This window comes from Methylobacterium sp. FF17, from assembly GCF_025813715.1.
Taxonomy (GTDB): Bacteria; Pseudomonadota; Alphaproteobacteria; order Rhizobiales; family Beijerinckiaceae; genus Methylobacterium; species Methylobacterium flocculans.
The window spans coordinates 2970291-2984481 of the sequence record NZ_CP107532.1 but is presented as its reverse complement, the minus strand read 5'-3'; the positions used below and the strand labels follow the sequence as shown (position 1 = coordinate 2984481).

At 71.5% G+C, this 14191-nt stretch carries 14 protein-coding genes; 8 read left to right on the top strand and 6 right to left on the bottom strand.

The annotated features are described in order from the left end of the window. Together prmC and OF380_RS14020 are read left to right on the top strand one after the other, a co-directional pair. Window positions 1-894, top strand: a complete 894-nt coding sequence (prmC, locus tag OF380_RS14025) for a peptide chain release factor N(5)-glutamine methyltransferase (RefSeq protein ID WP_264045030.1) — start codon at window positions 1-3, stop codon at window positions 892-894. A gap of 438 nt (window positions 895-1332) precedes the next feature. After that, window positions 1333-2691 (top strand): DUF4167 domain-containing protein, encoded by a 1359-nt coding sequence (locus tag OF380_RS14020; RefSeq protein ID WP_264045028.1) that lies wholly within the window; start codon window positions 1333-1335, stop codon window positions 2689-2691. Window positions 2692-2741: 50 nt separating this feature from the next. Here the strand turns inward: OF380_RS14020 and OF380_RS14015 are convergent, their stop codons facing one another. Then, entirely contained in the window at window positions 2742-3485 is a 744-nt protein-coding gene (locus OF380_RS14015; protein WP_264045026.1) for a hypothetical protein, read from the bottom strand. Here OF380_RS14015 and OF380_RS28790 point away from each other — a divergent pair. The 3 genes from OF380_RS28790 (at window position 3484) to OF380_RS14000 (ending at window position 5155) form a co-directional block, all read left to right on the top strand. Continuing rightward, window positions 3484-3759, top strand: coding sequence for a YqaE/Pmp3 family membrane protein (locus tag OF380_RS28790; protein WP_404810455.1), 276 nt, complete (start codon window positions 3484-3486; stop codon window positions 3757-3759). The two genes, OF380_RS14015 and OF380_RS28790, sit on opposite strands and share 2 nt — an antisense overlap. A 75-nt stretch (window positions 3760-3834) precedes the next feature. Further along, complete coding sequence (locus OF380_RS14005; RefSeq protein WP_264045024.1) at window positions 3835-4440, top strand: sulfite oxidase-like oxidoreductase; 606 nt, start codon at window positions 3835-3837, stop codon at window positions 4438-4440. Then, window positions 4433-5155 (top strand): FAD-binding oxidoreductase, encoded by a 723-nt coding sequence (locus OF380_RS14000; protein ID WP_264045022.1) that lies wholly within the window; start codon window positions 4433-4435, stop codon window positions 5153-5155. The genes OF380_RS14005 and OF380_RS14000 overlap by 8 nt, the downstream gene beginning before the upstream one ends. Here OF380_RS14000 and OF380_RS13995 read toward each other — a convergent pair whose 3' ends face one another. Together OF380_RS13995 and OF380_RS13990 are read right to left on the bottom strand one after the other, a co-directional pair. Next, window positions 5156-6241 carry an NAD(P)/FAD-dependent oxidoreductase gene (locus OF380_RS13995; protein ID WP_264045020.1) on the bottom strand — a complete coding sequence of 362 codons (1086 nt, stop codon included), beginning with the start codon at window positions 6239-6241 and terminating at the stop codon, window positions 5156-5158. Further along, window positions 6241-7362 carry a calcium:proton antiporter gene (locus tag OF380_RS13990; protein ID WP_264045018.1) on the bottom strand — a complete coding sequence of 374 codons (1122 nt, stop codon included), beginning with the start codon at window positions 7360-7362 and terminating at the stop codon, window positions 6241-6243. The genes OF380_RS13995 and OF380_RS13990 overlap by 1 nt, the downstream gene beginning before the upstream one ends. A 305-nt stretch (window positions 7363-7667) precedes the next feature. On the opposite strand from OF380_RS13990, the gene OF380_RS13985 reads away from it, so the two are divergent. Then, window positions 7668-9383: a DEAD/DEAH box helicase gene (locus OF380_RS13985; protein WP_264045017.1), complete on the top strand. Its 1716-nt coding sequence runs from the start codon at window positions 7668-7670 to the stop codon at window positions 9381-9383. A 33-nt stretch (window positions 9384-9416) separates the two neighbouring features. On the opposite strand, the gene OF380_RS13980 is transcribed toward OF380_RS13985, so the two are convergent. Next, window positions 9417-10349: a hypothetical protein gene (locus tag OF380_RS13980; RefSeq protein ID WP_264045015.1), complete on the bottom strand. Its 933-nt coding sequence runs from the start codon at window positions 10347-10349 to the stop codon at window positions 9417-9419. Between the two features lie 242 nt (window positions 10350-10591). Beyond that, window positions 10592-11497, bottom strand: a complete 906-nt coding sequence (locus OF380_RS13975; protein WP_264045013.1) for a DUF6925 family protein — start codon at window positions 11495-11497, stop codon at window positions 10592-10594. A gap of 114 nt (window positions 11498-11611) precedes the next feature. On the opposite strand from OF380_RS13975, the gene OF380_RS13970 reads away from it, so the two are divergent. Continuing rightward, a complete protein-coding gene (locus OF380_RS13970) occupies window positions 11612-13078 on the top strand; it encodes an ATP-binding protein (protein WP_264045011.1) in 1467 nt (488 codons plus the stop codon). Further along, the gene (locus tag OF380_RS13965) at window positions 13075-13734 is read left to right on the top strand and encodes a response regulator (protein WP_264045009.1); all 660 of its coding nucleotides are present in this window, start codon (window positions 13075-13077) and stop codon (window positions 13732-13734) included. Before OF380_RS13970 ends, OF380_RS13965 begins: the two co-directional genes overlap by 4 nt. Before the next feature lie 29 nt (window positions 13735-13763). Here the strand turns inward: OF380_RS13965 and OF380_RS13960 are convergent, their stop codons facing one another. Beyond that, window positions 13764-14183, bottom strand: a complete 420-nt coding sequence (locus tag OF380_RS13960; RefSeq protein WP_264045008.1) for an EVE domain-containing protein — start codon at window positions 14181-14183, stop codon at window positions 13764-13766. Between the last annotated feature and the right edge of the window lie 8 nt (window positions 14184-14191).

The window sequence follows — 14191 nt, the reverse complement described above, 5'->3', positions numbered from 1 at the left end:
ATGACCTTCGACCCCGCGCAGAGCCGCAGCGAGGCCGTCCGGCGCATGAGCGAGGCGCTGGCCGCCGGGGGCATCACCGGCAACGATGCCCGCTTCCTCGTGCTCGACCTGCTCGGGCTCACCCCCACCGACCTGATCCTGCACGGCGCCGCGCTCCTCGGGCCCGCCGGCGCGGAACGCCTATCCGAGGCCCTGCACCGGCGCCTCGCGGGCGAGCCGGTCGCCCGGATCGTCGGCACCTGGGAATTCTGGGGCCGCGCCTTCGACCTGTCGCCCGAGACCCTGGTGCCACGCCCCGACACCGAGACCCTGGTGGAAACCGCCCTCGCCCTGCAGCCCGGTCGGGAGCGGCCGTTACGGATCCTCGACCTCGGCACCGGCTCGGGCTGCATCCTGGTGGCGCTGCTCGGCGAGCGTCCGAAGGCGCACGGGATCGGAATCGACCGTTCGCAGGCCGCGCTCGCCCAGGCCCGGCGCAACGCCGTGCGCAATGGCGTCGCCGAACGCGCCGCCTTCGTGGCGGCGGACTGGACGGCCGGCCTCACCGGCGCCTTCGACCTCGTCGTCTCGAACCCGCCCTATATCGCCAGCGCGACGATCGCGGATCTCGCCACCGAGGTCCGCGACCACGATCCCGCCGCCGCCCTCGATGGCGGGGCGGACGGCCTCGACGCCTACCGCGCCATCCTGCAGGGTCTGGCGTCGGGACCGGTCCGGCTCGCGCCGGGGGGAGCCCTGGTGTTCGAGGTCGGGTACGATCAGGCCGATGCGGTGGGGCGGCTCGGCCGCGGAGCCGGGCTCGCGCCCGAGCGCATTGTGGAAGACCTCGCGGGGCACGCCCGGGTCGTCGCATTCCAGCCCGATCACGCACGATCAGGCGTGGAAAACCCGTGAATGAGACGAAATACCGGCCATCTCAACCGGGAGTCGTGCAAAAAAAGCTTGTTGCGGTATCCGCGAGTCGCTAGGCTCTGTTCCAGATCGCGAACGGTCCATTACGATGGATCGCGGTAGGACGGGTTGCGGCTCTGGTCCGCGACGCTCTTAGACGATCTCCCCACGATCAGGCTGGTACGCGCGGCACGAAGCGCATGAGCTTGGTCACCCGCAAGCCCGATAGCCGAAGGACGCCTGGACGCACAGCGCGCGCCTCGGTCGAGGGATAGACGGCAAGCACGGCGAAAGCGATCACGGATACATCGGACCCGGATCACGCGGCGCACCGACGGGCCAGAACAGGGCGCCGTCATCGCCTGGACCCGCCGCATCTTCAGACGCTCCGAGACGAACGAGGGTCAATCGAGACCGATGAGACCAAACCAGAATAGACGGATGCGCGGCCGCAACCGCCCCAAGGGTCCCAATCCGCTCACGCGCTCCTACGAATCCAACGGCCCCGACGTCAAGATTCGCGGTACCGCCCAGCACATCGCCGACAAGTACGCCCAGCTCGCCCGCGACGCGCAGGCCAGCGGCGACCCGGTGGCGGCCGAGAACTACTTCCAGCACGGCGAGCACTATTTCCGGATCATCTCCGGCGCCCAGGAGCAGACCCGGCAGCAGGTCGGCGGCTATGCCCGTGGCTTCGACGACGCGGATGACGACGGCGAGGATGACGGCCAGGGCGCCCCCCAGGGCTATGCCGCCTCCAGCTACGGCGCGAACGGCTACGCGGACGATTACGCCGATGCGGGCCAGCAGCCGCAGCCCTACGAGGGTCGGCAAGAGAACCGGCAAGAAAACCGGCAAGAGAACCGCCAGGAAAACAGGCAAGAGAACCGGCAGGAAAACCGGCAGGAGCCCCGGTACGAGAACCGTCAGGACTCGCGTCCCGACGCCGGGCCGGAAGGCAACCGCCCCAACCGCCGCGACCGCTTCAACAACCGCAACGATCGCCAGCAGCGTTTCGAAGGTCAGCGCGACGGAAACCGTCCGGATTACGGTCGCCGCGACGAAGCCGGCCGGCAGGATTTCCAGCGGCCGGACGGCAACCGCCAGGAGTTCAATCGGCAGGACTCGAACCGGCAAGATTCGAACCGGCAGGACTCGAACAGGACCGACTCGAACCGGCAGGATTTCAACCGGCCGGAGTCCAACCGAAACGACGCCCCGCGCCAGGATTTCGGCCGTCAGGATTACAGCCGGCCCGAGACCGGGCGCGGTGACAACCAGCGCCCGGATCAGGCCCGCCAGGACCAGCCACGCCAAGACCAACCGCGCCAGGAGCAGCCGCGCCAGGACTTCAACCGGCCGAACCCGGTTCGGAGCGAGTCCCCGCGTTACGGCAACGGCCGTGTCGAGGGACAGGTCTCCGAGCCGGTCCGCCCGGACTCGGCCGGTCCCGACGCGCCGCGCCAGGAGCTGCCGCGGACGGAGCAGCGCCCGGCCCGGACCGGTGAGGCCGCGCCGCGGCGCAGCCGTCGCCGCGACGAGCAGGAAGCGCGCGTCCCAGCCGAGGAGGTCGCCGGCCTGCCGGCCTTCCTGATGACGCCGCCCCGTCCGGTGGCGGCGCCCGATCGTACCCCCGAGACGGCGCCCGACGTCGAAACGGCACGGGCCGCTCCGGCCCCGGCCTCCGACGAGGCCCCCGCGCCCAAGCCCCGCCGTCGTCGGCGGGCCCGGTTCGAGGGTTCCGAAGGTGGCGAGGGTGGCGAAGGCGCCACGAACGACGCTCCGCCGGTGACCGAGTAAGGTCCGGCACCATCGCATGCTGAAAGGCCGCCCCTCCCCGGGGCGGCCTTTCACGTTTCGGGGCCGCGCCAATCGAGGAAGGCTTGGACCTGGTGGCGCTGACGCATGTCGCGGGCCGCCTCGCCGAAGGGGGCGAGGTCCCAGGTCCAGCGCCGGTCGGGTTCGCCGAGGCGCACCCCATGCAGGAGGTCGAGGCGGTCGGTGACCCGACCCGCGCGGTCCTCTTCCACTTGCTCCACGTCGGTGAGAAGGCAGACCCGGGCCGCCAGAGCCGCCAGACCATCGAGATGCGCGGCGACGATCCGCCGGCCGAGGTCGGGAGGCTGGGGGCCGGGCCGGTCGAGGGGCAGGATCGGCAGTTGCGAGAGAACGTTCGCCGAGACCACGAAATCCACATCCGCACCGGCGCAGAGGTCGTGCAGGGAGGCGCTGCCCCCGGATAGGCCCGTCAGGTCAGCCGTGACGAGGCGGACGTTGGGATAGGCGCGCACCGCCCGTCGCGCCGGCCAGAGATGCACCGCGTCCACGAGGTGGACGGCCTCGAACCGCTCGGCGAGGTGCGCCAGCGGCACGTCCTGCAGGAGGCCCGAGCCGAGCACGACCGCGATCCGGCGCCGGGGCAGGTTGGCGCAGGCCGCGATCACCGCCGCCCGCGAGCGCTCGAGATGCCCGGCCCAGGCGGAGCGGCAGCGCCGCGACCGCGACAGCAGCAGGACGCTTTCGCGCACGTAGCCGCGTCGCCGGTGGGCCAGGGGCGCCGGCGTCGTCAGCCAGTGCAGGAGTTCGATCAGCATGGCGACGTCCGATCAAAAGCGGCGCGGCCGGGAACCCGAAGTCACCGATACCGTTGCGCTTGGGTCTTTGCGCGCGGGAACCCGCGCCCGCAATCGCTCTGGAGCCACCGTGTCGAACCTCGTTAAAATCCTCCTCGCGATCTTCCTGCCCCCGGTCGCGGTTCTGATGAACAACGGCATCGGTCTGCAATTCCTTCTGAACATCCTGCTGACGATCTTCTTCGTGCTGCCCGGCACCATTCACGCGCTCTGGCTGGTGCTGCGCGATCGCTGAGGCGATGCTACCCTGCCGGGCGATCCGATCGCCGACCGGCGTTCGGGCGGCGGCGGTGCAAGGTGCGAGGATCGGATGAGCACACGAGGCTTCACGGGACGAAGGCCTCCCGAGGCGACGCGCGAGCGCCTGCCTCCGGGCCAGTACCTGACGGAGGACTTTCCCGTGCTGCAGATCGGCCCGAACCCGCGGATCGACCTCGCGACGTGGTCGTTCACCCTGAGCGAGGGCTCGAAGCCGCTGAAATCCTGGACCTGGGACGCCTTCAACGCCCTCCCCCGCACTCGCTGGGGCGGGGACATCCACTGCGTGACGAAGTGGTCGAAGTTCGACACCGCCTGGGAGGGCGTGAGCTTCGACGCCCTGCTGGCGGATGCGGGAATCGCGGCGCCGACCGACTTCCTGCTCGCCGAAGGCTACGACGACTACACCACCAACGTGCCCGTGGCCGACCTCGCGGGCGGCAAGGGCATGGTCGCGACGCATTACGACGGCGCGCCGATCCCGCCCGACCATGGCGGCCCTGCCCGGCTCCTCGTGCCGCACCTGTATTTCTGGAAGAGCGCCAAATGGGTGAAGGGCCTGCGCTTCACGAAGCGCGACGAGGGCGGGTTCTGGGAGCTGCGCGGCTACCACATGTACGGCGATCCCTGGCGCGAGCAGCGCTTCACCGGTGATTGAACCGGACCCACGGCCCCTCCCCTGGCTGAACGCGACCCTCGTGGGCATCGCCCCGGCGAGCGCCCGCGTGAAGAGCTATCGCTTCCGCGTCGCCTTCGACCGGCCGATGCGGGCCGGTCAGCACGTGGACGTGCGCCTCACCGCGCCGGACGGCTATCAGGCCCAGCGCAGCTACTCCATCGCCTCCCCTCCCGGCGGCGACGGCACCATCGAACTCCTGATCGAGGGCTTGCCGGAGGGAGAGGTCTCGGGCTTCTTCGACGCCGTCGCCGCGGTCGGCGACACCATCGAAATGCGCGGGCCGATCGGCGGGGCCTTCGTCTGGGGCCCGGAGGATGGCGGGCCGCTGCTGCTGATCGGGGGCGGATCGGGCGTCGTGCCCCTGCTGTCGATGCTGCGCCACCGGGCGGCCGCCGCGCCGGAAATCCCCGCCCTGCTCCTGTACTCGGCGCGCGAGGCCGGCGAGGCGATCGCGGCCGGCGAACTCGCCACCCGCGCGCGCGACGAGCCGCATTTCGACCTCATGCTGACCCTGACCCGGGCCGGCGGGCGGCGCATCGATGCCGGGCTGATCGCGGAGGCGCTGGAGCGCCTCGGCTCTCCGCGCCACGCCTATCTCTGCGGGTCGAATGCGTTCGTCAGCGCCGTCGCGGAGCGGCTCGTCGAGGCCGGGCTCGATCCCAGCCTCATCCACACCGAACGCTTCGGCGGCTGATCAGGCGAGGAGCCGGTCCGCGACCTCTTCGGCGAGCGACAGGCTGGACGTCAGGCCCGGGCTCTCGATCCCGTAGAGGTGGACGAGGCCGCTCAAACCGTGCTCGGCCGGACCTTCGATGCGGAAATCCGCCGCCGGCTCGCCGGGGCCCGTGAGCTTGGGGCGGATGCCGGCGTAGTCCGGCGTGAGCGCGCCGTCCGGCAGGCCCGGCCAGTAGCGGCGGATCGCCTGCGCGAAGGCGTGCGCGCGGCCCGGATCCACCCGGTAGTCGATCGCGTCCAGCCATTCGACATCCGGCCCGAAGCGCATGCGGCCCGCGAGATCGAGGGTGAGGTGGATGCCCAGGCCGCCCTCGACCGGGGCCGGGTAGATCAGGCGCGAGAAGGCGGGGCGCCCGACGCAACCGAAGTAGCTGCCCTTGGCCAGGACCTGGCGCGGGATGCGCGCGGCGGGATAGCCCTCCACGGTGGCGGCGAGCGCCTGCGCGCCGAGGCCGGCGGCGTTGACGACCGCGTCGAAGGGCAGGGCCTCACCCTGCACCGTGACCTCCCAGCGCCCGCCGGCCCAGGCGAGGCCCGCGACCGGCGTGTCGAAGGCGATGGCGCCCCCCGCATCCTCCAGATCCCCCTGCAGCGCGAGCATGAGGGCGTGGCTGTCCACGATGCCGGTCCCCGGGGCGTGCAGGGCGGCGACGCAGGCGAGGTTCGGCTCCAGGGCCTTCGCCTCGGCCGCCTCCAGGAGTACGAGGCCGGGGACACCGTTGGTTTCGCCCCGTGCCGCGATGGCCACGATGGCGGCACGCTCGGCTTCGTCGGTGGCGACGATGAGCTTGCCGCAGCGCCGGTGGGGCACGCCGTGGCTCTCGCAGAATTCATAGAGCAGCGCCGCGCCGGCAACGCAGTGCCGCGCCCGCAGCGACCCGGCGGGGTAATACATCCCTCCGTGGATCACCTCGGAGTTCCGGGCGGAGATGCCGGTACCGATCGATCCCTCGGATTCGGCGACCACCACGGCGTGACCGCGCCGCGCGAGGGCACGGGCAACAGCAAGACCGACGATTCCGGCACCGACGACGAGGATATCCATCACGGGCTGAAGATGAGCACGAGATAGACGAAAAACACAACGAGGTGCACCGCGCCTTCCAAGACCGTGGTCCGAAGCCCCGAGAACGTCAGGGTACTCAGGATCAACGTCACTACGAGGAGCGTCATCTCGGTCGGCGCGAGGCCGAGCACCACGGTCTGCCCCGAGATCAGGCCCACCGCCAGGATCGCCGGCACGGTGAGGCCGATGGTGGAGGTCGCCGCCCCCAGGCACAGGTTGATCGCCCGCTGCAATTCGTTGCGGGCCACCGCCTTCAGGGCGCTGATGCCTTCCGGCGTGAACACGATGGCGGCGATGAGGACGCCGCCCAGGGCGGTCGGGGCGCCGAGCGCCTCGATGCCGTGGTCGAGGATCGCCGCGAGGCTCTTCGAGAGGAGCACGATGGGCAGGATGTTGGCGATGAGCAGGACGGTGTGCTTGAGGACCTCGCGGGCCTTCACGCCCCCGGCGCCGCCGGTCTCCACGTCGGCGGGAACGTCGGCGTTGGAGCGCACCATCTGGCCGCCGTCATGGATGAAGAAGCTCCGGTGCCGCCCGGTCTGAATCATCAGGAAGATGCCGTAGAGCGACACCGTGAACACCGAGAAGGCCACGGCCTGCAGGGTCGAGAGGGTGCCGCCCGTGGTCGAGGTGGTGAAGTTCGGGATGATGAGCGCGATGGTCGCCAGCGGGATGATGACAGACAGGAAGGCCGAGGTGCCCTGGAGGTTGTAGGATTGCTGGTGATGGCGCAGCCCGCCGATGACGAGGCCGAGCCCGACGATGCCGTTGAGCACGATCATCAGGACCGCGAACATCGTGTCGCGTCCCAGTGTCGGCACGGCCTTCGACGACAGCATCACGGCCGAGACCAGGGCGACCTCGATGACGACGATGGCCAGCGTCAGCACCAGGGTGCCCAGCGGCTCGCCGAGCATGTGCGCCAGTTCCTCCGCCTCGTGCACGACGCCGAACGCCGCCCACATGATGACGGCGAAGAGCCAGAGGAACAGGCCGATGGCCCAGAGGGGCGAATCGAGGCTGGCCAGCCATGCGGACCCGTAGACCGAGAAGGCGGCGACGCTGCCCCAGGCCACGACCAGACGGAGAAGTGCCGCCATCATTCACCTTGCGTTTCGCGGGATCGCGCACAACCGTCCCCGCGAGGGGTGAGGCGGCGCCGCATCCCTAAGTGGCGCAGCTTTGCCGTCAGCACAGCCCGTGCGCCCCACTTCCCTGTGGGCGCGCCCATTCCACGAGGGGCGCGCATGCACGGACGGTCATGGCGCTGCGCCGCCGTTCCGGCTACAAGCGGACGCATCCGTAACCGTTCGAGGCCGGAATTCCGTCGAATCGGAGGGTTCGCGCCCATGCGCCCCTCTCCGGCGGGTTCCTGGCCTGCTGGCCCGCTAAGGCTTCCGTCACCGTGCCCTTCCCGACCCTGCCGGCCCCGCTCGCCCGAGCGCTGACCGCGCGCGACTATGAAGATCCGACACCCGTCCAGAGCGCCGTCATCGAGGCGGCCGCGCAGGGGCGCGACCTCCTCGTCTCGGCCCAGACCGGCTCCGGCAAGACGGTGGCGTACGGCCTCGCCTTCGCCGAGACCCTGCTCGACGGAGCCGAGCGCTTCGGCCCGGCCGGCGCGCCGCTCGCCCTCGTGATCGCGCCGACGCGCGAACTCGCGCTCCAGGTCGAGCGCGAACTCGCCTGGCTCTATGCCGAGACCGGCGCCCGCGTGATCTCGTGCGTCGGCGGCATGGACCCGCGCCGCGAGAGCCGCCAGCTCAACGACGGCGCCCACATCGTCGTCGGCACGCCGGGACGCCTGCGCGACCACCTGGAACGCCGCAACCTCGCGACGCAGGATCTTCGCGCCGTCGTCCTCGACGAGGCCGACGAGATGCTGGATCTCGGCTTTCGCGAAGACCTCGAGTTCATCCTGTCGGTGACCCCGAAGGAGCGGCGCACGCTGCTGTTCTCGGCCACTCTGCCTAAGGCCATCGCGACGCTCGCCGAGCGCTACCAGAACGATGCCCTGCGCATCGCCGTGAAGGGCCAGGAGCGCGGCCACTCGGACATCACCTACAAGGCGATCCGCGTGGTGCCCCGCGAACTGGAGCACGTGGTGGTCAACACCCTGCGCTTCATGGACGCGCCGACCGCGATCATCTTCTGCAACACCCGCAACGCCGTGCGCCACCTCCAGGCCGTGCTGACCGAGCGCGGCTTCTCGGCCGTGGCGCTCTCGGGCGAACTCGGCCAGGGCGAGCGCAACGCCGCCCTCCAGGCGCTCCGCGACGGGCGGGCGAAGGTCTGCGTCGCCACCGACGTCGCCGCACGCGGCATCGACCTGCCGACCGTGAGCCTCGTCATCCACGCCGACCTGCCGCACGACGCGGAGGTGCTGCAGCACCGCTCCGGCCGGACCGGCCGCGCGGGGCGCAAGGGCACCAGCCTCCTGCTGATTCCGGCCTCCAAGCGGCGCCGGGCCGAGCAGATGCTGATGATCGCCAAGGTCTCGTTCGAGTGGGCCGGACCGCCCACCGCCGACGAGATCCGCCGCCTCGACGGCGAACGCATGTGGCAGGACCCGATCTTCACCGAGGAACCCGCCGAGGAAGACGTCGCCATGGCCGAGACCCTGATGGCGCAGCGTACGCCCCAGGAACTCGCCGCCGCGCTCGCCCGCATCTATCGCTCGCGTCTGCCCGCCCCCGAGGACGTCACCGATCCGGGTGCCGGCCCCGAGCGCAAGACGCGCCCGGTCTACGACCCGGCCGACGCGGACCGGATCGACGCCCAGGGTCCGGCCGTGTGGTTCCGGCTCAACCTCGGCCGGCGCGACAACGCCGATCCCCGGCGTCTGCTGCCCATGCTGACCCGGCGCGGCAATATCGGCCGTCAGGAGATCGGCGCGATCCGCATCTTCGATCGGGAGACCAAGTTCGAGGTGCGCGGCGGCGCGGCTTCGCGCTTCGCCCAGACCTTCGCCAAGAACGGCTCGCCGGAAATCCAGGTGGAGCCGCTGCTCGATGACGAGCCGGGCCGCGAGGAGAAGGGGCCGAAGGGCTTCAAGAGCCCGCGCGGCGCGCGCCACGAGCGCGAGATCACGAAGAAGCCCCGGACCACCCGGGCGAAGTGAGGCGGGAGCCGGGCGCCCCAGGGGCGCCCGCTCTCAGAAGCGGTCGGGGAAACTCTTCACGGCGTTGCCGAGGGCTTCGACCCCTTCGGCGAGCTTGCGCCCGGCGGGCGCCAGCGACGGCACCTTGAGGCCGAACACCTCCGTATGCTCGGGCTCGGCCTCCGCGGCCGGCGGCTCCGGCGCGGTGGCGGAAGCGACCTTCGGCACGGGGGGCTTGGCGGCGTGCGCGGGCTTGGCAGCCTGCGCCGCCGGGGGCTTGATCGTGGGCTGCGGCGCCGTCACGACGGTTTTCCGCTTGGAAGCCTCCGGCTCCGGCGGCAGGGCGGTGAAGGTGCCGGGCGTGGCGCGCGAGCGGGTCGTCTCGGCGGGTGACGGGGCGACCAGGGTGGCCGTGCGGGTGGCCGGCACCAGCGAAGCGGGGCGGGCCGGCGGCAGGACCGTGGCGTTCTCGATCGGCGGAAGACGCGCGGGCTTCGGCGCAGCCGCGGCCTCGGCCGGCTTCGCGGCTTGCGTCAGAGCGGCCGGGGTGGCGGCCGGCGACGAGGCGACCACGGGAGCCGGGGGCGCCGGAGGTACGGGCATCGCGGCGAGAGGCATCGCAGGGGAGGGTCGCGCGGTCGAAGCCGTCGCGGCCACCGTCCTGTCGGGCTCGGCCGTGGCGGAGACGGTTTCGGAAATGGGTTTGGCGAGAGCCCTGTCGGTCACGGGCTTGACCGGGGCCAGGGCCGGGACGCCGTCCCGGAGGTCGGGCCAGTCGGACGCCGATTGCGTCGACGCCGCGCTCTTGAGCGTCGGTCGCACGAATTGCGGGCCGGCGAGGCCGCCGAGCACGGAGGAGGCCAGGGCGGTGAAGCCCGCGAGCCCCAGCACGCCGAGGCCTGAGAGGAGGACGGGGCGCAGGCCGGCGCGGGGCGGGCGTGCCACCGGCGGCGCCGGGCGCCGGGTCTCGGAGGGGTCGATCGTCACGGGCATCATCGGTTGAGACATCTCGAACGCTTGAAACCGCTTGGATTGACCGTTGCCGGCCGATCACGCTGCAAAGCCCGGACCCGGGCCGTGCGACGCCACCGTCCGGTCGGCGCCTGCGTGTAACGAGAAAGGCCCCGCAATGGGGCATGAAGATGTCCTTAACGCCCCTGTTGATCACGGCAGGCAGTAGCGGTGGACGAATCTGAATAAACGCCACAGGTTTAACGGCGCGTATCCGGTCACGACTTACCAGCGTCGTGATTCGGGCCAGTCGCCATCGCCTCGGCCTGCGCCCGCACCACCCGCGCGACGTTCCGCATGCGCCGCGTCGCCGAATCACCCTCCTGCGCCGTCCCCGCGACCAGGCGCGCCTTGAGGGCGACGAGGTCCGGGGGCCCCCACCGGGTGAGCAGAGCCTGGAACGCGGCATGGCGGGCCCCGTCGAAGGCGGGCGGAAGCAGGACGCCGTCCCGGCAGGGATGGGCCGGGTTCAAGCTCGCCACGGGTACGAGGCCCTCGGGGATCGGTGCGGTCGCCGCATGGGTTCGCCCGAGGGCGAGCAGGCGCGGCACGAGGAACCCGCGCGGGCCCGGTCCCCCCGCCCCCGCGAACACCTCGATACGCCCGAGCGGGCTCGTTACGACGAGGTCGACGGCCGATCTCGCGACGAGACCTGCGATCGGGCTGCCGGAACCGAGGGCATCGCGGCCCAGCCAAGACCGCAGGATCTCCAACGGATGTGGATCGCCGGTGCGCAGGGCAATGCGGCCCTGGGGCAGGTCGAGACCGAGATCGAACAGGTTATCCCCAACATTCGCAGGGCGCAGGGCGTCCGTATCCGGACCGGCCTCGGTCACGACGCCGTGGCCCGGGCGCGGGCCATGCTGGAGCCGCAGGCACAGGGCCACGGCGTGGCTCCAGCCGCCCGAGAAAGCGGTTTCGTAGGCGACGGGAATCGCCTGCGCCGCGCGAAGCGCGATCCCGCCGCGCGGCGTGACGAGGCCCGTCCCCTCGGTCCCCAACCACGTCACGGGCTCATCGGGGGTCCGGGCGAACGTGGCCAGGGCGCCGAAGCCACCGAGGCTCCAGGTCGCCTCCGGGTCGGCGAGCCCCTGCGCGATCAGGGACCGGACGGCCTCCGTCACCGCCCGGATCCGACCGCGCCGCCGGCCGGAGCCGCCCGATGGCTTCGGCCATCGGTTCGCGTAGAAGCGGCCCGCAGGCGGCACGTCGCCGCCCCGCCAGCCCCCTCAGGCCCGATGCCGCAGACCGACGCCTCCCCGGCCCCGCGCCCCGACCGACGGGAATCGACGCGCCGCGCGCCCTGGCTGGATGGGTCCGCCTGGTCCACCCGCACGCGGATGATCGCCCTCGTCCTCGCCATCGAAGCCCTGGCCGCCCTGCTGTCCTGTGCCGTGGTGGTGCTGAATGCCCGCACCGCCGTCCAGGTCGAGATGCAGGCGGCGATGACGAATGTCGAGCTCCTGGTCACCGACACCATCGACCTCGCGCAGAGCGGCTCGCCCGCCGGCATCCTCCAGACCGTGAACCTGCGCATCCACGACCTCCGGCACGTCCGCGTCACGGTGCTGGATGCCACCGGCGCGGTCGTGGCGGGCGGCCTCGGCCGGGTCCGGCGCGACCAGCACGCCTCGCCGGACTGGTTCGCGGCCCTGATCGCGCCGCCGATCCGCGAGCACGACCTGGCGATCGTCGCGCAGGGACAGCGGATCGGCACCGCCCGCATCACCACCCAGCCCCGGGACGAGATCGACGAGGTCTGGGGCTACGCGGTCTCGCTCTCGCTGACCAACCTCTGCCTCGGCCTCGGCTTGCTGGCCGCCCTCAGCGTCGCCTTCGGCCGGGTCCTGGCGCCGCTGACCCGCCTCGCCGACGGGCTCACGCAGCTGGAGCGGGCGGATTACACCGCACGCCTCGACCCGCCGGCCTCGCGGGAACTCGCGGCCATCGCCGAACGCTTCAACAGCCTGGCGCAGGCGCTCGCCGAGACGCGGGCCGCGAACGGGCGCCTCAATCGCCAGCTCCTCAGCGCCCAGGACGACGAGCGCCGCCGCACGGCGCTGGAACTTCACGACGAATTCGGCCCCTGCCTCTTCGCCCTCGAGGCCAACGCGGCCTCGGTGATCCGCATGGCCGAGGCCGAGGCGCCCCCGGACCGGGCGCGCCTGAAGCTGCGTGCCCAGGAGATCACCGACATCGTCGGGCAGGTTCAGGTCCAGAACCGCGACCTCCTGAACCGCCTGCGCCCGCACGCCCTTGGCCAGGTGCCGTTGAGCGAATGCCTCGACCTCCTGCTGCGCGATTTTCGCCGGCGGCACGCGGGGACGCGCTTCGCCGGAAGCTTCGAGGGTCTGGCCCGGGGCTACGGCGACGTCACCGACCTTACGGTGTTCCGCTGCATCCAAGAGAGCATGACCAACGCGGTGCGGCACGGCCGCGCCGCGAACGTCACGGTGCGGGCCGAGGACGTGGCTGATCCGGCCGCGCCGCATGGGCGGGCGCTGCGAATCGCCATCCGGGACGACGGGGCCGGCGTACCGGCGGAGCACGGGCTCGGCCTTGGCCTATCGGGGATGCGCGAGCGCGTGGAGGCGCTGGGCGGAAGCTTCGGGCTTGACAACGGGCAGCCCGGCGCGGTTGTCCGGATCAGGATCCCGCTCGACCGCGAGCAGGACGTGGACACGAGCTCGATCCCAACGGCATGAACGCGATCGCCCCGACCACCCAGGCGCCTGCCCTCGTCATCGACGACCATCCCATCGTGCTCCAAGGGTGCCGCCGGGTGCTCGAGGATGCGGGGATCGACCGGATCGCGGAGGCCACCAGCGTGGTGGCGGGGTATCGCAGCTTCCTGCGCCTCAAGCCCGCGACGGTGATCTGCGACCTCACCTTCCAGGGCAGCGGGCTCGCCGGCCTGAACCTGATCCGGCGCATGCGCGGCGTGAACCCGGCCGCGCGGATCCTCGTGTTCAGCATGCACAACGACCCGGTGATCGTGTCGCGGGCGCTGGAGGCGGGGGCGCTCGGCTACGTGCTCAAGGACCATGCCTCGGGCGAGCTGTTCGAGGCGTTCGAGCGCGTGCGCGCCGGCCAGCCCTATCTCGACCGGCGCCTGGCCACCGAGGTCGCGATGCTGCGCACCGACCCGAAGCGCACGCCCGAGACGCAGCTGACCCCGCGCGAGTTGCAGATCCTGCAGCGGCTCGCCCAGGGCAAGTCCTACAGCACGATCGCGAGCGACCTGTCGGTGAGCTACAAGACCGTCACCAACGCCTGCTCGCTGATGCGCCAGAAGCTCGGCGTGCGCACGCTCGCCGAACTCATCCACGTGGCGGTGACGCAGGCCCAGCGGCAGGGCTGAGGCGAGTCGCCGCGCCGCGCGACCCGCTCTTACGCGTCGAGACCGCCCATCGCCCGGACGATCGCCCATTCCGCCTCCGTCACGGGCTGGACCGAGAGCCGGGAATTGTTGGCGAGCACCATCGTGGCGAGGCGAGGCTCGGCCTTGATCGCCTCCAGGGTGACGGGGCGGGCCAGGGCCGCGACGGCGCGCAGGTCCACCATGCCGAAGCGGCCGGTGGGATCGGAATCGTCCGGATAGTAGGGCCGGATGACCTCGACGATGCCCACCACCGCCTTGCCCTCGTTCGAGTGGTAGAAGAACCCCTGCTCTCCCACCTCCATCGCCATGAGGTGCTTCTTGGCGACGTGGTTGCGCACACCGTTCCAGTGCGTGCCGGCGGCTCCCGCCGCCACCTGCTGTTCCCAGGACCAGGTCGAGGGCTCGGATTTGTAGAGCCAGTGGGCCATGCGCTTCT